This is a genomic window from Hyphomicrobium sp. (assembly GCF_020852195.1).
Lineage (GTDB): Bacteria > Pseudomonadota > Alphaproteobacteria > Rhizobiales > Hyphomicrobiaceae > Hyphomicrobium_C.
Window position 1 is genome coordinate 1 of sequence record NZ_JADZBI010000191.1, and the last position, 19990, is coordinate 19990.

Below are 19990 nucleotides of genomic sequence, written 5' to 3' on the forward strand. Positions count from 1 at the left end.
GAACTTCCGCTGACGTTCCTGCACCACGCGAGCAATCGCGGTCCAGCGGCAGCGCGCAACACGGGATTGCGCGCCGCTGGCACGGAATGGGTATCCTTCCTGGACAGCGATGATCACCTGCTGCCTCAAAGCCTCGAAGCCAGGTGGCGGCTCGTCGCCGAGCAGCACGTCACAGCACCCCCGCTCACCGCCTTCGCCTGCGGGTGGGCGGAGGAGGACGAGAACGGACGCGTGGTCGCGCATCGATTGCCGAGAGCCGCGAGCGGCCCGCGCGCATTCGCATCCGGCTGCTGGTTCTCGCCCGGATCGTGCGTCATCATGAACAGGCAAGCCATCCTCGACGCCGGAATCTTCCAGGACGAGCGACTGCGACGGCTGGAGGATGTCGACTGGTTCCTCGACCTCGCAATGCGCGGGACCGAGCTTCGCACGTTGCCCCTGGTAGGCACTGTCCTCGAGCGGCGGCGCACCCAGCCGCCCGATCTTCTCGAACGCTCGGCACGGACCATCATGGAGAAATGGCAGGATCGCACCGACGACGCGGATCTCCTGGCCCGCCTGTCCGCCTATGTTGATCTCGAGTGCGCGGCCGCCCACTATTATGCCGGCCGATGGCCGAGCGCTGCGTTCTACCTAGCCCGGTCGCTGCGAGCATTCCCGCGGCTATCGCTGCATTTCTCACCGGGCTGGGACACGTTGACCTAGCCGTTGGACATCGAGCTCGCATGGCTCCCCGCTTCAGTATCGTGATCCCTGCTCTCAATTCGGAACAGGTCCTTGCGCGTGCCCTCGACAGCATAGCTGCACAAGAAATCGCATACGGCGTCGAAATCATCGTCGCGGACGGGGGCTCGACCGACAACACGATACGTATCGCCAGTGCTTACGCGGACACCCGAGTTCTTCCCGGCCCGGACGCAGGGATATATCACGGGGTGAACAAGGCCCTCGCGGCGGCGACGGGGACAATCATTGGCTGGCTGAACTCCGATGATCTCCTCTATCCCGGAACCTTGAAGTCGGTGGGCGAGGCATTTGCCCGGGATTCCACGCTTGATTTCGTCAGTGGCGGGGTGACGATCGGCCCAACGGCGGATCCTCGGCATTGGCTCGAACAAGAGGAACCGCTCTCCCCAAAGGGCATCCTGTTTGGCATTCCGGCGATCAACGCGCGCTTCTTCCGCAAGGACTTCTTGCTCGGCCTCGGTCCGCTGGATCCCTCGGCAGGGTTGGGAGCCGATCGCGAGCTTCTGCTACGCGCGGCGAAAAGAAAGGTTCGAAGCGCCGCGCTTCCGAGGCCGGTCTATCACTACAGCGTGCATGCTGGCTCGACGACGATCGCGGGCGACAAGGGGGCCCGTGAGCGCTTGCTCAAGGCGGAGATTGTCCTCAACGACTACGTGCGTCGCCACTATGGCTCCGAACCGGACGTTCTAAACTCCGTCGCAACCGCTGAAACTCTGAGCGCCCTTAGGCTCCATGCGGCGCGCCTGCGCGGTCTAGATCCGAGCCCAGCGCTCGTTGCGCGCACCTCATCGGTCTCGCCGCTCCGCCTCGTTGTCTCTGCGCCCTGGGCCTTGCACGACTGGTGGACATGGAGGAGACGGCTCAGCGGGTATTGAAACCCAACCCGCGATCCTCATCCAACGCCGGCGAAGCTTGTGCTGCGAGCACAGGCGCAACCAGCGCTAAGCGGTGCTTTTTCGAAGCTCGATAGCGTCCTTCACGGGGCCGTCGAAAACAATGCGTCCACCATCAAGCACGATGGCCCGGTTGCACACGCGCATCAGCAGCGGATCCGAATGCGATGCGATCACGAGAATGTCGGCCTGATCCACGAAGGTGTCCATCCGCGCCTCCGCCTTTTCGCGGAATGCGCGATCGCCGGCCGACAACCATTCGTCCATGACGACGATTTCCGGATCGAATCCCGTCGCGATCGCGAAGGCAAGCCGTGCGCGCATGCCCGACGAATAGGTCGCCAGCGGAAGGTTCAGATAGTCACCCAACCCTGCAAACTCGGCGACGTCCGGCAGCCTGTCCTCGACGAGCTTAGGCGGAATGTTCATGAACATCGCCCGTAGCCGGATATTCTCGATCCCGGTTGAAGCGTTGTCGAAGCCCGTGTGGATATCGATCATCGACGCGATCCGCCCCCGCACCCTGACAGCGCCCTTGCTGGGCGGGTAGACGCCGACGACGACACGCAGCAGTGTCGATTTTCCCGCACCGTTATGACCGAGAATGCCGATCCGGTCTCCGGCATTCACAGTCAGGCTGATGTCCTCGAGGGCACAGATCCGCGTCACTCCCCGCTCGGATCTCTCGATCTTCCCACCTGTCTTTGTCGGCGCCTCCGCCACCCATGACTGTCGCGCTTGATAGCGGACGAGTGGGAAAGCGATGGAAACATTCGTGAGCGTGATCTCGGATCGACAAATCGCATCGTCCATCATAGCCAGTAGATCACCTCGCGCCCCATGAACTTGTAGACGAGCGAAGCAATGAGCGCCAAGACGGCGATTGTTCCTCCTGTCATCATGAATGACCAGCCGTCTATCGGATCACCGAGCAACGGCGAACGAACCAAGCTTACGAAGTGGAACAACGGATTGTAGTCAACGATCCAAGAAAAATCGCCGAGACGATCCGGCCTCCAGAAAACGGGCGTTACGAAGAACAGAAACACGGTGAGCGACGTGACGAGCTGGCCGATGTCGCGGTACCTCGCATTCAGCAAGCCCAGGATGACACCGGTGAAGAACCCCGCCGCCGCAATGAGAAGGACACCCACCAGCGCCAGCGGGGCGGTCCATCCGACGGGCACCTGGAAAACGAGCAGCGTCGCGACGATAATGGAACTCTTGTAAGCAAAAAGAAGCATGTTGCGCGTGACGAAGCGAAACACACAGATGCTCAACGGCAAGCGAGTCTGCGTGAGATACCCCTTCGAAAACACGAAGACATCGGACGCTTCATTGATGAGGGAAACGATATAGCCCCACGTCACAAGGCCGGTTGCGAGATAGGGTAGGTAGCTGTTGAGCGGCACATTGAACAGGTTGGCATAGACGAAGCCAATGCCGGCGATCGCGATCGCTTGTCCAATGACGATCCACCACCTGCCAAGGCTGGCGCCTTTGGTGCGATTGTAGAGATCGCGGCGCACGAGTTCGCGCCAGATCACGTGCCGCTGGATACCCTCGCGCAGATCCCTCAGCGCATCTTGCAGATGGCTCTGTCCGGCCTTGGCTTCATACACGACAAGCGGTTTCAAGGGACGAGGCACCCCCAACAGGCTCAGGCTGCAGCCGCAAGCCTGAAAATCGGCTGACGTTTACGACAAAATAACCGCGGTGCAAACCGTCGCGACCGGCCGCAATTCCGCTGTGCTGCGCGGCACGGATCACCCCTCCTTTTTAAGCATATGAGTTAATCCGTGCTCATCGAAGAAATCTGCGAACCCGTCGTAGATGGAGGGAAGCAGTTGCTCGAAAGCGGACCAGTCGCAAGCGCTCAAATCGAAGTCTGTCTCGCCGCGCTCAAATGACACATGCGGGAGCTTCAGGAACTCGACCATGTCCTTCAGGCGATAGTCGTGCACGGCAAAGACCGCCGGAGTCCCTTGGGAAATCCCGAGAATGTTCCCATGCAGGCGCGTCCCAACGATCAACGATAGCTCGCGCGCACGCCGCAGGTACTCGGACAAGCACGAGGAGAAGACTGCTCGCTCCCTGATGTTGTTGCGCAACGGCTCCGAAATATCCCGATAGTACCAATCCAGGCTCTTGCCTTTCTCGTCCAGGGAATAGCGTGTGACATAGGATTTCACGAGCTGGCCGGGCTTGAGCCCACCACAATAATCGGTCTTGGCAGTTTCGCGTGTCGCGCCCAACGTACCTTCGACCAGAAAATCCTCGCGAAGCGACGGATGCACACCGTCGCGCACGGTCAAGAAATCCTGAAGCACATACTCGCCGCCTTGAGCGATTAGCGCGAACTGCTCCGCCCGCTTGAAGGTCTTCTCCATGATCTCGAATTGAAACTTGTGCAGCGCGGGAATAGCGCCCATGTCGGTAATCGTAAATCCGACATTCCTGTAGGTCGGCGCCCTCAACCTCACAGCGCGCTTCCCTGACCAAAGAAGGCTTGGACACCCAAGCACCTTGGTGTTGTGGATCCCGTGGCGCGCCAGAAGCTCCTGGCTCATGTAGCCGCGGACCTGCGAGCTCACGCCATGGTCGTGAAGCCATTTGAGAGACTCGACGTCCTCACTCGTCAGCTTGATCGCATCGCCAAACCGGAATTGCAGGCCAAGCGACAGCAAGACAACCGGTATCTTGAGCTGTTTGAGATAGGAAACAGGAAGCTGAGTGCCGAAAAAGCCCGGATAGAGTGCGTTCTGCATGACGGCAATAACGGCATGGCACTCGTTGTTGATGATGTCGAATTGCTCGACCGTGGCCTCACGCGTCAGCGTGTAGAACTCATCAAAATCGAGGAGCCGCCCGAGCGCGGACGCCACGAACTGATCACCCAGATTGTGGGGCCAGCGGCCAAGGAAGGCGTGGCCACGCTCATCGCCCGGCGGCAAGACGTAGCCTGCACCCCTGCCGTCCAGCAGCGAATGACGCGCAAACATGGCGAGGCGCGGCTTGCCTGAAACCGTGAGCGCGCGCGAGAGGGGAGACATCCAAATACTCTTCCACCTTGGGAAACGAACATCACGCATGCCGCATTGCGTGGCAAACGTCGTTCCGACAATGCCTTAAAGGCAACCGTTCAACCAGTTAGCGCACCCAGTAGCGCAGAAGCCACACACTCCAGGCCGTCTGTGGCAAGACCATTGAAGATATCCAAAAATCTGTATAAAAAGAGAGCTCTAGAATTGCATACTTGATAGATATGTGTCTTGGGCTCCGTCCCTAAGGAGTGTTGCGTGCTGACGGACTTTGATTGGAACGAGCGTTCGATCGTATGGTTCAACTATCGAACGGGTGCTGATGTCAGGCGCACTTACCTTTGCCTGCGATTGCGCGAAGCAATCCCCTTTTACATTGCAGCAACGGCTAGCGGAGCCGCTCAGCTCTGGACGCGAAAAGTAGCCGGAGAGCGCATGATTGCACCTCTGGATCACGGGACAATTCTCAAGTTGAGCAGCTCATTGGCCACCACTGAAGCTAGGGCCGTCAGCTAGAGGCGACATCAAGTTCATCGGCTGCGATCATCATCAAGCTCCGCCGAGAACCTTTAAGCGGTTCGTTGACGCTGCGCGGCTGCTCCCATTCTCGTCTTCGAAATAGAGAGATCGCTTTTTATTGATCTAGCGACCGCTTCAGCATCGCCGATCAATAGCTCAGCTATTTTACTTTATGGATTAATTCTAGTGTAGCAAACTATGGACAGCCACATCGGCAGGCCGCAGAAAGATGAGCGGCCATTTCATGTTGCGCTGCAGAACTAAACTTCTATACTCAGCTCTCAGCTCGTCGTTCAGTTCATCTTTTTCAGGCTTATCGCGTCGAATTCCCCTCAGTGCCTCAAGCCGATCTCAAATTAACGGTCATCGTCTGCACGTATAATCCCAGAATTGACCTTCTGGCAAAAGCGTTGCGCTCCTTGAGCACGCAAACGCTATCACCGAGATACTATGAAGTCATTGTCGTCGACAACAATTCCAAGCCGCCCTTGCAGCGCGAGCTTCTGCAGCGCTTGTGCCTGCACAAGGTCGATCTGCAAGTGGAGAAGCGCCAAGGACTTGTGTTCGCCCGCGTTGCGGGAATTTACGCGGGGTCCACGGATGTATTCGTATTTGTAGACGATGACAACGAGTTGGCGCCTGACTACCTCGAGAATGCGCTACGAATTGCCAAGGATGAAACGAATCTCGGCACCTTCGGTGGGCGCTGCTTTGGTGTCCTTGAAGGAAAGGTGTCTGGCCCAAAGAGAGCGTTTCTGCCCCATCTCGGCGTCCGCGATGTCGGATCCGACGATCTTACAGGGTCCGGAGAAACTTGGGGGCCCCATGAGCCGATCGGCGCAGGCATCGTTGTCCGGCGACCTGTTGCCGAGGCCTATGCGGCGTTGGTCGAGACTCATGAAGTAGTCGGCCGGCTAGGTCGATCCGGCGCCATGCTGATGTCCGGTGAGGATTCTCTCCTGAGCCGGATCGCCCATCGCATGGGATTTGAATGCGGCTATCGCCCCCAACTCCACTTGAAGCACCACATTACGAAGCGGCGGCTCACGTACTCTTATTTGAGACGGTTGCTACAGGGTCAAGGCTATTGTTTCGTACTGATTGAGACGATAAGCGGTCGCGCCGTCGCAAATCCTCCAGCCAGGGAAACCAAGATGCTCGCCGAGAACTTCATGCATAGATGGTCGAAAAACGGTCTAATTGAGGCTGTAGGAATGATTTATTGGGATCGCGGATACTTGCAGGCTTTGAGGGAGCGGAGTGGCTGGAAGGACTCAACTGATCTGCTTGCAACCATACATGCGCTGAGGAGCGCCGGCCGGGAGGCGTAAGACAGAGGTCATGGTGCTGAACAAGGAATTTTCGCATGGGCCGCTTGGCGCCGGAATGCAAGGGGACTTGGCGAACGTTTCGTATCTGGCAGCGAACGAAACTCAAGCCTATGGGCTCGACAAGCTTACGCTGCTGTTTGGGCGAGAGGTCTACTTCCCTCCCGCGGACGCGGTAGCGAAATTTCTGCGGCAAGGTTGGTTTGAATTCGAGGACATCGCCTTCACGGCTCTCCTAATGAGGCCGGGCGATGCATTTGCCGATATTGGCGCGCATGCAGGACTTTATAGCGCATTGGTTGACGAGGTGACCGGCCACCTCGCACATATCGTTGCAGTTGAAGCAAATTCGCAGTTGAACTTCCTGATCCGCAAGAACCTTGGCGTCCGGTCACCCGGCGACACGACAGACGAGATCGTAAAGACCGTCGTTTCCGCTGCGGTCGGCGCCCCCGCCGGCGCAAAAGAGGTGAAGTTCCTCGTAAAGACCGGTGGAAATGAAGCCTACTCCCATATCGTTGCATCGGACGCCACTCCCGCGCAGGGCCATTTTATAACCGTGCCAGCCATCTCATTGGCGGATGTTATAGACACCCTCCCGAAGTCGAAATTCACTTTCGTGAAGATTGACATCGAAGGCTCGGAATACGAGGCAATCACCCAAGCGCACGATTATTTGTCCCAATCGACTGATGTTACCCTTCTCGTCGAATTCACCGAGCAGAACCTGCAGGAGCAAGGAAGAAGCACATCCGATCTGGCACAGGCTCTTATATCTTGCGGATTCACGTTGTGCGAGTTCGATCCCGAAAAGAAAGCATTGCGCAAATTTTCCGGATCGTTTCCTGTTTGGCACAAGAACATCATCGCAACAAAAGACGTCGGCGTTGTAAACGCGCGCCTTTCTGAGGCGCACGTGAAGACAGTCAATCAAGTTGATGAGTTCGTCAGGCGAGGCCGCGCAGCTCGGGAGCTGCACCAGTTCAAAGCCGCTAGCGGAAACATCTATACGCGCTTGTCAGGTTTGCTCGAGTCAATGGTGGCAATCCACACGGTCCTGACGAAAGAAGATGATGTTCGGCCGCCGGCGCGGGGGCTGCTCACAAACCCTTCCGAAGTCTCTTTGCAGGAAATGTTCCAGGCGCTTGAGGCATTGGATGAACGCCTGGGTGCGGTGATGGGGTCAGCGAGCGCCCTTGCCTGCGAAAAGGACACCCTGGCGACCGAGAACAATACGGTAGCCCAGGAGCGGGAAGCGCTCTTTGAACAATTGAACGCAGTCAGCGATCAATTGGGGCGCATTGCAAGCCTCATCACCGGTTCAGACGAACGAATCGGCGAGATTGCTGCGCGGTTCGAGAGATACGTTCCGTTGCTCAAGGGACCCGGAGCATGGACTTCATTTACAGGCTTTCTGCACGACGAGCTTGGCCGCCTCAGAGGAGCCGCCGCAGCAATCTCACAACATGGCGACGCCGTAAGGGAGCTGGAGCGCCTGAAGGAGGACATGGCGGCGAGCCTGGCGAAAAAGGACGCCGAGATCGCCGCTGCGCAGGCACATAACCGAGAGCTATGGAGCCAGTTCGAACAAACACGCACGGAAAGCGCATCGGTGTTGGCCGAGCACGAGAAGCTGGCAGCGGCCGCGATCAGCCGTCAGCACGAGCTTGAAACCAGCTTCGGGTCGTTGACTTCAGCCATAGAGCAAGCGCTTGCCGAGCTCGCCGCCAAAACCGAAGCCAGCGCCAAGGCAGCAGCCCGGCATAAGGAGCTCCAAAGCGAGCTCGAGCGCCTGAAGGAAGACATGGCGGCCGGCTTGGTGGAAAAGGACGCCGAGATCGCCGCCGCGCACGCACGTAGCCACGAGCTGGAAAGCCAATTGGAACGCACGCGCACGGAGAGCGCATCGCTATTAGCTGAGCAAGAAAAGCTGGCAGCAGCCGCAATCGGACGTCAGCTCGAGCTTGAGACGAGCATTGGATCACTGACAACTACCGCCGAACAAGCGCTCGCTGCCAGGAACGAAGCCAGCGCCGAGGCAGCAGCCCGGCATCAAGAGCTGCTAAGGGAGCTGGAGCGCCTGAAGGAGGACATGGCGGCGAACCTGGCGAAAAAGGACGCCGAGATCGCCGCTGCGCAGGCACATAACCGAGAGCTATGGAGCCAGTTCGAACAAACGCGCACGGAAAGCGCATCGGTGTTGGCCGAACACGAGAAGCTGGCAGCCGCCGCGATCAGCCGTCAGCACGAGCTTGAGACCAGCTTCGGGTCGTTGACTTCAGCCATAGACCAAGCGCTTGCCGAGCTCGCCGCCAAGAACGAAGCCAGCGCCGAGGCAGCAGCGCGGCATCAAGAGCTGCAAAGCGAGCTCGAGCGCCTGAAGGAGGACATGGCGACCAGCCTGGCCGAAAGGGACGCCGAGATCGCCGCCGCGCACGCACATAGCCAAGAGCTGGAAAGCCAACTGGAGCGAACGCGCACGGAGAGCGCATCGCTATTGGCCGAGCAGGAAAAGCTGGCAGCCGCCGCGATCGGACGCCAGCTCGAGCTTGAGACCAGCTTCGGATCTTTGACTTCGGTTATCGAACAGGCGCTGGCAGAGCTTGCCGTCAAGAAGGAAGCCAGCGTCGCCGCGGCAACCCGGCACGAAGAGCTGCAAAGCGAGCTCGAGCGTCTGAAGGAAGACATGACAGCGGGTTTGGCCCAAAAAGAAGCCGAGATCGCCTCCGCCTACGCACACAGTCGAGAGCTACAAGACCAATTGGAGCGAATGAGACTCGACCTGGCAGGAAAAGATGCCGAGGTCGAATCGATGTCGAACCGATTGGCGGAGCTTCAAAGTGAGCAGGACCGGGCAAAGGAACCGCCTCCTCACGAAGCCGCCACGGAGGAACAGATGGCGGCCGTTATGAAATCAATACAGAGGGCGATGGAGGAGTTGGACAAAGGCGAGCAAAGAAGCGCGGAAGCCGCCCTTCTCGCGAACAAGCTCGGCGATATCGCTTTGGATCTTTCAAAGTCACGGTGGATCAGGTTCGGAGAGAAGCTCGGCGTTCGCGCCAGCGCCAAGGTCAAAGAAGCCACCCAAATCTACCTCGGAAAATCCTAGGTAAAGCCGGCCGGAATGGATAAGTTTCCCCTGCAGAACAGCAGGTCTGTTCCCGACCAGCTCAAGCAGTCTTCTCAGGATGTCGCCTGCGGAGGTTTTAGAACCTTCAGCGCCGCGCCGCACGCATTCAACTCTACGGCTTCCGCCGGCGCCACCAGCTGCAACTTCGCGCCTGGGTGGGAGGACTTGAACTCGTGAACGACCGTGTAGACGGTGGGCGTAGGCGTCAACATTACACTTGTGGCAGTTCCTTCCCAGGCACCCGCCCCCTCGCGACCTGCGTAAAGATTTACTGTCGCCGGAGAATCCGACCATAGCCAGACGCTGGACTCCACCTTGTCCCCGACCTTCACCGAAGCGTGCCCGAGCGCGGCTATCGCGCCTTGTGCGTCGAATGTCAGCTTGTTGGAACAGCCCGGCGGACCCTCCAGTTTTGTCGGCTTGGCGACCGCTACGCCCTTATAAATCACCCAGCTCTTGTGACCAAAGTCATCGGGGGAAGCCAGCATGTTGTCCCCCAGGAACAGAAAGAAATAAGCGGCTGCGCCGGCCACTCCAGCACCGATCAACAACAGGAACGCAACCACCCCCCTCATAGACTCCTCCAAAACGCACAAATAACCACATATCCGACGTCGCACAAACAATACAGAAAGAAGCATACCGACTGTTTTTGCGCACCGCAACAAATTCAAACTCCATTGCGGCGTTCCGTCCTACAGACGGCGACAAGCGACCACTCCTGATTGTAGGTAAGATCGAATGTCTAATGGGAATAAAAGATCGAACGCGCATACATGACCCCATTGTATCGAGACGGCGATCCAGCCAAGAATGGCGAGAACCAACCACCTTTGGGATATCCGCCGACTACGCGGTGGGCTGGGGCGCGTCTTCCGACGATTCACAGGATATCGCAAAGCGAAGAGTAAATGACTACAAGAAGGCCAATGATAAGCCTCGAAGAGTTCTGCCAATATCTAATCGAGCGCAGATTAACGCCGAAAACCGTGATCGACGTGGGCGCGGCCTGGGGCACACAGGAAATTCTTCAGCCCTTCCCGGATGCCTATCACGTGCTGATTGATCCCGTGCCAGCTTACGAGGCACGCATGAAACAGCTTCTCGGAAAGTACCGGGGTGAGTACCACCTGATCGGACTCAGCGATCAGCCCGGCGAGATGCCGATGCGCGTGCAGAAAGGCGGCGAGGTCGGCGCGGCGTTCGCGTCCTCGGCTGGTGGCGACACCATATCCGTTCCCGTCGATACACTTGACCACCTGTTGGGCACGCGCGAGTTTGAAAGCCCAATCCTGATCAAGACCGACTGCCAGGGCTACGACATGCACGTCATGCGTGGCGGTCGTGAGTTTCTACGGCGGGTCGATGTGGCGGTCTGCGAGGTCAACATGTTCCACCCAACCGGCCGCGCCGACCTGCCCGATTTCGGCGACACCATCACCACGATGCGTAACCTAGGCTTCGCAGTCTACGACATCGTAAGCTACCAGACCCGCCCCTTCGACAACGCGCTCGGCTACGTCGACGTCGTCTTCGCACGCGAGGACGGGCCGCTGCGGAAACATCATCGGTGGGCATGAGGCTCGATAAGCCCCCAAGGGACACTGCCAACGTTATGAAGAAGCTGTATATCAACGCGAACTGCCAAGGTCCCGCTTGCAAGCAAATGCTGTCGGAGGTGCTGACTGACTGGCGGATTGAGAGCTTGCCGGTCCACGAGCCTCATTCAGAAGACACGTTGAAATCCGTAAGGGAATTCATCTCGCAGGCCGACGCAATCGTCAGTCAACCGATTTCTAACAGCTATTCAATCACGGAATTTAGATCAGATTCGATTCGCAATCTGGCCAGATCAACCGCACTTATCGAGTGGTTTCCGTCAATTTACTTCACTGGGCAGCAAATCACCCTATGCACTCTCAAACATAATGGAAAACGACTAAATACGCCCGGCTGGCTTTATCACGATTGCATCGTTGCTTTCTTGATCGCCGAAGGCCTCGAGATCGAGCAGGTCGTCGAGCACATGATGGATCGCGAACTTTTCTCAAAGTCATGGGTCGAAGAGGAAGTGTGTCGAATCGTTTCAGAAAATATCAACCGCGAGAAGGAATTGGGGTGCACCATTACCGGTTCGCAGCTATTCGCCAATCAGATCGCTTCTCGAGTACTTTGCCACACCTTCAATCATCCTGTTCGGTTTGTACTGGCACACGTGTGCAACAGCATTATTAGCTTGATCGGAAGAAATGAAAACGTATCGGATAAGGGAACAGATTTTCTTCGCTACCCGCATTATCCGATGCTACCCTCCGTAGCGTTCCACTTAGGAGAAATATACAATATAGAGAACTTCCTATTTCATTGGAAGTCGAAATCTTTGACCTTCGACGAATATATTAGATCGATGTTTCGTTCCTATAGGAACCTCGACAAGGATCTGATCCTCGCGGCCTTATCGGAAACACAGGGCGTGCCGAACCTGATTCACAAGTTTAGGCAATATCCTTCAAGACCTATCAGCCCTCTAAAATCTTGAGTTGAGGACAAGCAACGTGATCGAAATCGAATGGGACGCCGTTCGCTTACCTGGCGTCTTAAGGCCGCCCAAGAAGCCGCCGTATATGTTCGAGATCAAGCCATCTATGGCCCCCGTTGCGCGAGCGGCGTTCGATGGCCGTATACCACTAACTAGGTCGTCGCTACTTTGTTTCACCATGCAGTCCCCAACATCGAGTGCCATGTTTCCCGATATTGTTAGGGGAGATTTCGGCTTTCCTACAATTTCGATGCAAAACGCGATGGGAACTGTATACAGGTTTGCACGAGGTAATTTGAAGGATTTCTTCGACATAACGCGCCCGAATAGGATCCAGAATCTTCATCTTCCCGTTGCGGCTTTTGTTTATGACAAAGACATGAAGAGCAACGTTCCCGATGACGGAGCATTCTTTGATACATCCATTGTAGGATTGACGTTCGACTTCCTGCCTCACCCAGAGGAAAACATCGACATTCAGCTTGGCGAGATTTTTCTCATCGAGGACGTGCCACATACGAAGTATGGGGTTCCGAATCTGGTCCAGTTCGAGCGGACGGCACAAGCGACCCACTATCCGGTCTACTCGACCGAGCACGCTTTAATGACCTTCGACGTCTCGCTAACGCATGTTGGCCTCGTCTTAGGATATAAAGGCGCCGAACTAAACATTTCGCTCTGGTGCAAAAAAGAGAAAGTTTATGACACGCGAACGGAGCTTCGCGACAGTAGCTCGCCACTCACACTGACTCTCGCGAACCCTGGTCACTACATGCTTGAGGCAAGGGTCGTTTCAGGTGGTAGCATCGTGGCGGAATCGCGCTGGCCAATTTGCCGAACTCTAGCGCGCAAAAAGAGCGGAAAGCCCACAAAACTCGGCATCTCGGATTCCGGAACATACGACAAAATCGCCGCGCTCGGCGGCTCCTGGGATCGTATTCCGATACCTCTGAAGGTTACGGTCGAGGACGCCGGAGGCCCTCGTTTTGGGCGCGGCATAAACACACTACCGCCACTCCCTCCCGGCGCCGGACGATCGCGTATCGTTCCTGTATTCAACATGCCGAAGCGACTGAGCCGAAAGTCATCTGCTTATGACTTCGACAGGTATGCACCTTCTGATTGGGGCGCTTACCGAAAGCTGGTTGCCTGGATGATCAACGAGATGAAAGCAGTGGGGGCAACGCATTACGAAGTATGGAACGAAGCATCTGTTATCGGGCATTGGAACGAAGATTGCGGTACCCTCGTCGAACTCCACAAGGTATCCTATGATATGGTCAAAACTATCGATCCTTCGATCGTGGTCTTGGGCGGCTGTACACATAGTTGGACATTTGACTTCCTTGACAAGTTTCTTGACGCTGGCGGAGGACAGTATTGCGATGGCCTATCGGTGCACGGTTATACCTATCAACCGCATTTGTTCGTTGAACATTTCGACCAGCTGGATACCATACTCAACAAATCAGCTTCGAATCGTCCAGAGTTCAAGACTTTCCTAACTGAGATTGGTTTCCGATACCCTGCCTTTTCACTCGATAATCAGGCTATGTTCTTGGTCCTCTACACACTGGAAAGCGCATCGCGCAGTTCCATCGCTGCGATACTCTGGTTTCGCTACCATAATCCGCGCCCGGAACAGATTTCGGGCTACAGGCAAGATGCCTCAGCAGGATATGCGATGGTGGGCTATGGCGACGTTTATTGCAGACCCTCGTACGCATCCTTCCGCTTCGTCGAAAGACTCCTTCAACAATTTGACAGCGTGCAAGCATCCGGTCCCGCCACGGCACGACGCTATGAATTTCTCAAGGAGAACAAGATCGAAGCGATCGGCCTGTTTCAGCCTGAGGGCAACGCAGAATATCCGCAGGGCTGGCTGCGACTCGACCACTACGGTGCTCCGCTCGATGACACTGCCGAGCTAAGCTTCTCTGTCAGTCCGTCTGCGATTCATCTCCTGCAGTAAGAGGAGGCGAAAAACTCGCCATCCATCCAGCTGCAGATCACATCGAGCAGGGTCGAGTATAAATTTCTTGGTGAATACCCTGCCGAGCGTGAAATTCAACCCGCCTTCCAGCCGAGCCCGCGCTCCTGGCGCGACGCGAAGTTCCAATTATAGGAATCAATATACTCGCGACCGTACACAGAATAAAGTGCAACCAGGCAACTGTAGAACAGGGTGCGCTTCCACGCCGGCATCTCGGTGTGATGATCGTAGTAGCCCCTGAGATCGAACACCTCGTAAAGCCACATGTAAACGTCTGCCAGGGCACCGCCCCGCGGTCCATAGGACTTCACGATGCGGTACATCTCGTCGACGATCTTGCGACCGCCCGTGGACGTCAGGTTGGAATCCGAGAAGTGATAGACCGAGAGAGGCTCCTCGATCGCGGCGAACTTGAAGCCGGCCTTCTTCAGGCGGCACCAGTATTCCCAATCGAACGCATAACGAAACGATAGGTCAAACTCGCCCACCGCCTTGTGGGATGCGGCGCGCCAGAACGTCGAGGGCTGCTCGATGGTATTGACGATATCCAGCCGCTCCAGGAACCGCTTGTCGGGCAAGGTCACCACGGTCGCACTGCCGTTGAAATCCCGCTGACAGCCGCCGGTGAAGACATCGATGTCCGGCCGGCTGGCTGCCGCCTCTGCGACCGTTGCCAGCGTGTGCGGCATAAACTCGTCGTCTGCGCACAGATAGCCATGGATGTCGCCGTCCGCGATCCTGAACCCGGCGTTCAGTGCATCGACCTGCCCCTTGTCCTTCTCGCTTCTCCACGACGCGATGCGGTCTGCGTATTTCTTGATGACGGCAACCGTTCCGTCCTGGCTGGCGCCGTCCATCACGATCAATTGCAGATTGGGATAATTCTGCGAGATGATGGAATCGAGCGTTCTCCCGATTGTCGACGCGGCGTTGAAGGAGGGAACAACGATAGATATACGCAGCAATTCAGTCACGCGCGTTTCGCCATATGTTAATTGAGCAGATCCCCTTGAAACGGGATCAGACTAGACACGCACCGGCAGGGCAAGTCAATAAATCTGGTTCGACACCCAAGCTCTTCCGTTAATGAGCCTACGAACCGTTTCGTAGCTGAATAATCCAGCAATGCCGGAATGGATTGGTCAAGTATTGGGCTGCCGCCGAACTCTTCCGTCGGCAATTGTGTTCGCGGTTTGCCAATACCCAAGCGACCATTGCCAAGTCAGATAGCCGGCAGGGCCGTTGCGAACAAGATCCCGCACCAGGCGCGCGGCGAGCCCGACCAGAGACAGGCGCCGCAGCGCTGACACGCCGCCCCTAGAATAGGCGAGTCTCGCCGCCGACGCGCCGGTCGATCGGATCAACCGGATGAGATAGCCGGTGTTGAGGCGCCAATGCGGAATGACGTGCTCTAGTTCGAGCTTCCCCGCATAGGCACGTCCCAGCTTGAGGTCGTCGGCCAACAGGCAGATGGCGCTGTCCTCGCAGCCGGCAAGGCCGTCTCCCTCCCGTCCAAGCTTGGCCTCCGGATTGGCCACCGCGTAGCTGGCAAGCCGCTCGGCAACCACCCTGCGCAGCACCATGCCCGCTCCGACCGGATCATCGGGATGCGTCGTCTGCCCCCAGCGGGCCTTGAAGGCAAGCTCGCTGTCGCGGACGGCCAGATAGGGCAAAGCAGGTTTCTTCCAGCGTGCAATGGGCTTTTCCAGCCGCGCGAGGATCCGCCCGCCGAAGACACCGATGCTCGGATGTGTCTCCGCAAGATCCAATGCGGCAAGGGCATAATCTGGGCGCACGATCGTGTCGTCGTCGAGAAAAACGAGCACATTGTACTGCGCTACGGAGATGCCCGCGCAGCGCGCCGACAGGAGGCTGGGATCCGCCAAGCGTATGAGATGGGCCTGCGGTACGAGCTGCAGCAGATCATCGTTAACGTCGCGGGAGCCGTTCTCGACGATGATGAGCTCCGATCGCGCGACCCGCCCCAAGGCGACCGCCGCCGCACTCAGAACAAGCCGAAGAACAGCCAGATCGGGGGCAAAAGTTGAAAGGATGACCGAAACACCGGCGTCGTGATCTCGACGCCCATTCGAGAGGTCGCGATCCGCAACGACATCGCCAACAGATGAGCTTCGCGTCTGCATAGGCGAACGTCTAGGCAACCTCTTTTCCGGTCTCCGGCATTGCCTTCAGGCCGATTGTTTGAAACATAGACCTTACACAAAGCATGATAGCGCATTATCGAGATTGGCACATCGCCTCAATGAGACCATGTTCCGACCTCCCCGCTTCGTTCGAAAGAAGACTATGCTTTCGGCGTGACTGCCATAGTGTCGCAACTTCGCCCAGCCCCATTTATTCCATTATACCAATTGGCCTTGTGCTTACTGACCTCGTAGCGATCAGATGAGGGGCAAGCGGCGTGATGATTTTGATGAGACGAGCGCATGAGCGTAACGAAGACGGCCTTTCTCGGGACGCCAGGATTTATCCCGGAGCCGGATCGGTTTAGTAATGCAGAGCTGATGAAGGCTGCCGGTGCCAACACCGGCAATCTCGTCTTCCAGCTTGCATCCACCGAGATCGTTGACGGCCAGCTCGAGCATATCGGCGTATCCGGCAAAGGCTATGGCGACATCACTGTCTTCCGTGGATTGAACTTTTTCGTGTTCCCTGCAGCCAACCATCTGCGTGCCGATGGCAGCTGGGACCTTTTGACGAAGTTCTTGCGGTCGCTCCGTGTACCTCTCGTTGTCCTTGGCCTCGGCGCCCAGGCCGCCCATGGCGAGAGCCCGACACAGACCGTATCGGAAATCAGATCCAACAGTTCGGTGATGGACTTCGTCGACCTGTTGAAGACCAAGACGGCGCTGGTCACCGTACGCGGCGCCTTCACCGAGGCCGTCTGCCACGAGCTTGGCCTGCGCGATGTCCTCCGCATCGGCTGCCCATCCCAATTTATCAACCCGGACGTTGCCCTCGGCCAATCCATTGCGCGCCAGCTCGCTGAGGCAAAGTCGCGCGAGTCGTTCCCGATCGCCGTCACGGCGTCCGCACCCAACGAGCTGCATGGCTGGCGACGGGATGTCGAGGCGCGTCTCTTTTCCTGGCTCGCCACGAATGGCGGTCTCTACATCCAGCAATCCTGCGAGACTGAGCTCTTCAATGGCCCGGCAGGACTGCTCAACGGCGAGGCCACATATGAGCTCGACCGGCTTCGCGAGCAGCTCGCACCCGACATGCCGCTCGACATCTTCGTCTCGACGCTGGCTCGCCATTTCCGGATGCACTTCGATGCGCGTGCCTGGATGGAAGACCTGTCCAGTGTCTCGCTCGCGATCGGAACGCGCATCCACGGCAACATGGCGGCATTGGCCGCTTCCCGGCCGGGTGTCCTCGTGATCCACGACGCCCGTGTCGGCGAGCTCGCCGATGAGATGAACGTTCCCAAGGTATTTGCTGACGCATTCCATGACGCGAGCACAGTCCAAGACATCCTCGCCCGCACCGTATTCGACCCCGTAGCTTTCGACGCCGCACGCAGTCGCAAGGCCGGCCTGCTCGCCACGGCTTTCGAGCGCATCGGCCTGCCGCCGTCGCGCCACCTGCTGAACCTCGCCCTCCGGCAGGCCGCTTAAGCCCGTTGTCTCGCCTACACCCAACCTTTAACCTCGCTTTCCATGGGAAGTGCGGGCGGCTCGCCTGCGGAATCTGACTCTCCTCGCGACCATTTTTCGACAGCAAGCAGGAGTAGAGGTGTCTAACCGGACAGGATGCGTCAGAGCCTCGGAATTGGCGCCGTGCCCTTGAGCAACGAGGATCGCATTAAGCTCGCAGCGTCGTGCCGAGACGCCGATGCAATTCCAAAACACGCCGATGCCGGAGCGGTAATCGACAGCGACGGCCGCAGGGTTCAGATTATGCACAACGGCGTTAAGGTACTGGCCGACCAGTACTACGGAAGCTGGATGACCGAGCTTGTGCGCCACTTGAGGGGCCATCACGAGCCGCAAGAGGAGAGTGTCTTCCACGCTGTTCTGCAAGCCCTTGGGCCACGTCCGACGATGGTCGAGCTCGGCGGGTATTGGTGCTATTATTCGCTATGGCTCAAATCGGTGTTTCCCGATGCACGGGTCATTGTGGTCGAGCCGATCGGCGAGCGTCTGGCCGTTGGCCGCGCCAATTTCGCACTCAATACATACGATGCGACGATCCTGGAGGCTGCCGTATCGGACGGGCCTGACGAGAAACAATCCGAGTTCAAGACGGGCGCAGAAGCATCGAAGGTCCCCCGCGTGTCTGTGGATTCCCTGGCCAAGGATTTCGCTCTCCAGCACATCGATATCCTGCACATCGACATCCAGGGCTGGGAGCGCCGCGCACTTCTTGGCTCGAGCGAGCTACTGTCCACTGGTCGAATTGGCTGGGTGTTCGTTTCGACCCACCGCTGGCTCGAGGAAGGGCAAACGATGGATCTGCACATTGAGTCCCGCAGGATCTTGGATGGACACGGTTACGTCATCGTAGCCGAGCACACGCCCGAGCAGAGCTTCACGGTCGACGGACTCATTGTCGCCAAGAGCCCCACAGCCCCAGGGCCGGACCGCATCCCCGTTAGCCATCTGGGCGCCGTCGATTGAAGGCGGAAGGAAGGCCCCTTGCCCGAGCTTGCCGGACGCAACGCCGGTCCCGCGCTACTATTCAACAGACATACGAGGAGCGGACCTATTCATTTTCGACCATTGTCTCCCTCACAGGGAGGCGCGCATGCGGTAATTTTGGCACGCGCTTAGCACGCGACGGCTCATTTCCTTATGAAAACACGTGATTCGCAATATAACAGGCCGCCTGCGTAGAGTTGTCGCACCAAAAAACACGCAAGGGGAAACGCACATGGCCATTGCAGGCACGGAGACCGCATCCGAACCGCAAAAAGGAATTTCGGGGGAGGAACGGCGCGTCATCGTCGCGTCGTCCCTAGGGACAGTCTTCGAGTGGTACGACTTCTACCTCTACGCGACGCTGGCACCGTTCTTCGCCGCCCTGTTCTTCCCGCCGGGAAACGACACGGCCGCGCTGCTCTCGGCCTTCGCGACCTACGCCGCAGGTTTCCTCGTGCGCCCCTTCGGAGCCATCATCTTCGGGCGCATCGGCGACCTCGTGGGCCGCAAGTATACGTTCCTCATCACCATCCTCGTGATGGGCTTCGCGACCTTCGCCGTCGGCCTCCTGCCGACGTTTTCCGACTCGACCATTCTCGGCTTCACCGTGCCAGGCATCGGCTGGGCGGCCCCCATCCTGCTCGTCACCCTGAGACTCCTGCAGGGACTGGCCCTGGGCGGTGAATACGGCGGCGCCGCGACCTACGTCGCCGAGCATGCACGTCCCGGAAAGCGTGGCTTTGCGACCTCGTGGATCCAGACGACAGCCACCCTGGGTTTCTTCCTGGCGTTGCTCGTCATCGGTCTTTGCCGCTTCTACTTCTTCGACGCCAAGACGTTCGCCGAGTGGGGCTGGCGCGTTGCGTTCCTCGTTTCGCTCATCCTGCTCATCTTCTCGGTCTATATCCGGCTCAAGCTGCAGGAGAGCCCTGTTTTCACGCGCATGAAATCGGAGGGGAAGGGCTCCACGCAGCCCATCACCGACAGCTTCTTTCGCTACCCCAACAACAAGTACGTGCTGCTCGCCCTGCTCGGCGCGACCGCAGGCCAGGGCGTAGTGTGGTACACGGGACAGTTCTATGCGCTGTTCTTCCTCACCATCACGCTGAAGCTCGACTATGTAAGCGCCTACGCCTTGA

General features: G+C 57.8%; 16 protein-coding genes. 10 read left to right on the top strand and 6 right to left on the bottom strand.

The genetic code is table 11. The features are described 5' to 3' along the window. Window positions 1–705 (top strand): glycosyltransferase (locus IT540_RS16445; protein WP_291180430.1); only part of this gene is annotated, 705 nt, incomplete at its 5' end. A gap of 20 nt (window positions 706–725) precedes the next feature. Next, window positions 726–1622, top strand: coding sequence for a glycosyltransferase (locus IT540_RS16450; protein ID WP_291180433.1), 897 nt, complete (start codon window positions 726–728; stop codon window positions 1620–1622). A gap of 66 nt (window positions 1623–1688) precedes the next feature. Here the strand turns inward: IT540_RS16450 and IT540_RS16455 are convergent, their stop codons facing one another. From IT540_RS16455 to IT540_RS16465, 3 genes are all read right to left on the bottom strand, one after another. Further along, window positions 1689–2456: an ABC transporter ATP-binding protein gene (locus IT540_RS16455; protein WP_291180437.1), complete on the bottom strand. Its 768-nt coding sequence runs from the start codon at window positions 2454–2456 to the stop codon at window positions 1689–1691. Continuing rightward, window positions 2453–3277 (bottom strand): ABC transporter permease, encoded by an 825-nt coding sequence (locus IT540_RS16460; protein ID WP_291180440.1) that lies wholly within the window; start codon window positions 3275–3277, stop codon window positions 2453–2455. Before IT540_RS16460 ends, IT540_RS16455 begins: the two co-directional genes overlap by 4 nt. 129 nt (window positions 3278–3406) lie before the next feature. Next, entirely contained in the window at window positions 3407–4693 is a 1287-nt protein-coding gene (locus tag IT540_RS16465; RefSeq protein ID WP_291180443.1) for a polysaccharide pyruvyl transferase family protein, read from the bottom strand. Window positions 4694–5535: 842 nt separating this feature from the next. Between IT540_RS16465 and IT540_RS16470 the strand changes: the two genes are divergently transcribed. Both IT540_RS16470 and IT540_RS16475 read left to right on the top strand, forming a co-directional pair. Then, window positions 5536–6531 (top strand): glycosyltransferase, encoded by a 996-nt coding sequence (locus IT540_RS16470; RefSeq protein WP_291180446.1) that lies wholly within the window; start codon window positions 5536–5538, stop codon window positions 6529–6531. Between the two features lie 10 nt (window positions 6532–6541). After that, a complete protein-coding gene (locus tag IT540_RS16475) occupies window positions 6542–9637 on the top strand; it encodes an FkbM family methyltransferase (RefSeq protein WP_291180449.1) in 3096 nt (1031 codons plus the stop codon). A gap of 74 nt (window positions 9638–9711) precedes the next feature. Here IT540_RS16475 and IT540_RS16480 read toward each other — a convergent pair whose 3' ends face one another. After that, complete coding sequence (locus tag IT540_RS16480) at window positions 9712–10224, bottom strand: hypothetical protein (RefSeq protein ID WP_291180452.1); 513 nt, start codon at window positions 10222–10224, stop codon at window positions 9712–9714. Between the two features lie 363 nt (window positions 10225–10587). Here IT540_RS16480 and IT540_RS16485 point away from each other — a divergent pair, with 363 nt between their 5' ends. The 3 genes from IT540_RS16485 to IT540_RS16495 are packed head-to-tail and all read left to right on the top strand — an operon-like array spanning window position 10588 to window position 14169. Further along, entirely contained in the window at window positions 10588–11238 is a 651-nt protein-coding gene (locus tag IT540_RS16485; RefSeq protein WP_291180455.1) for an FkbM family methyltransferase, read from the top strand. A 35-nt stretch (window positions 11239–11273) separates the two neighbouring features. Then, entirely contained in the window at window positions 11274–12197 is a 924-nt protein-coding gene (locus IT540_RS16490; protein ID WP_291180458.1) for a WcbI family polysaccharide biosynthesis putative acetyltransferase, read from the top strand. A gap of 16 nt (window positions 12198–12213) precedes the next feature. Further along, window positions 12214–14169, top strand: a complete 1956-nt coding sequence (locus IT540_RS16495; protein WP_291180461.1) for a hypothetical protein — start codon at window positions 12214–12216, stop codon at window positions 14167–14169. A 95-nt stretch (window positions 14170–14264) separates the two neighbouring features. Here the strand turns inward: IT540_RS16495 and IT540_RS16500 are convergent, their stop codons facing one another. Next, complete coding sequence (locus IT540_RS16500) at window positions 14265–15164, bottom strand: glycosyltransferase family 2 protein (RefSeq protein ID WP_291180464.1); 900 nt, start codon at window positions 15162–15164, stop codon at window positions 14265–14267. A 168-nt stretch (window positions 15165–15332) separates the two neighbouring features. Continuing rightward, window positions 15333–16334, bottom strand: coding sequence for a glycosyltransferase (locus IT540_RS16505; protein ID WP_291180467.1), 1002 nt, complete (start codon window positions 16332–16334; stop codon window positions 15333–15335). 303 nt (window positions 16335–16637) lie between these two features. Here IT540_RS16505 and IT540_RS16510 point away from each other — a divergent pair, with 303 nt between their 5' ends. The 3 genes from IT540_RS16510 to IT540_RS16520 all read left to right on the top strand — a co-directional run. Then, window positions 16638–17828 carry a polysaccharide pyruvyl transferase family protein gene (locus IT540_RS16510; protein ID WP_291180470.1) on the top strand — a complete coding sequence of 397 codons (1191 nt, stop codon included), beginning with the start codon at window positions 16638–16640 and terminating at the stop codon, window positions 17826–17828. A gap of 168 nt (window positions 17829–17996) precedes the next feature. Next, on the top strand, window positions 17997–18830 hold the full coding sequence (locus tag IT540_RS16515) for an FkbM family methyltransferase (protein ID WP_291180473.1): 834 nt from the start codon (window positions 17997–17999) through the stop codon (window positions 18828–18830). A 253-nt stretch (window positions 18831–19083) separates the two neighbouring features. Next, window positions 19084–19990, top strand: a 907-nt coding sequence (locus IT540_RS16520; protein ID WP_291180477.1) for an MFS transporter, incomplete at its 3' end; no start/stop codon positions are given.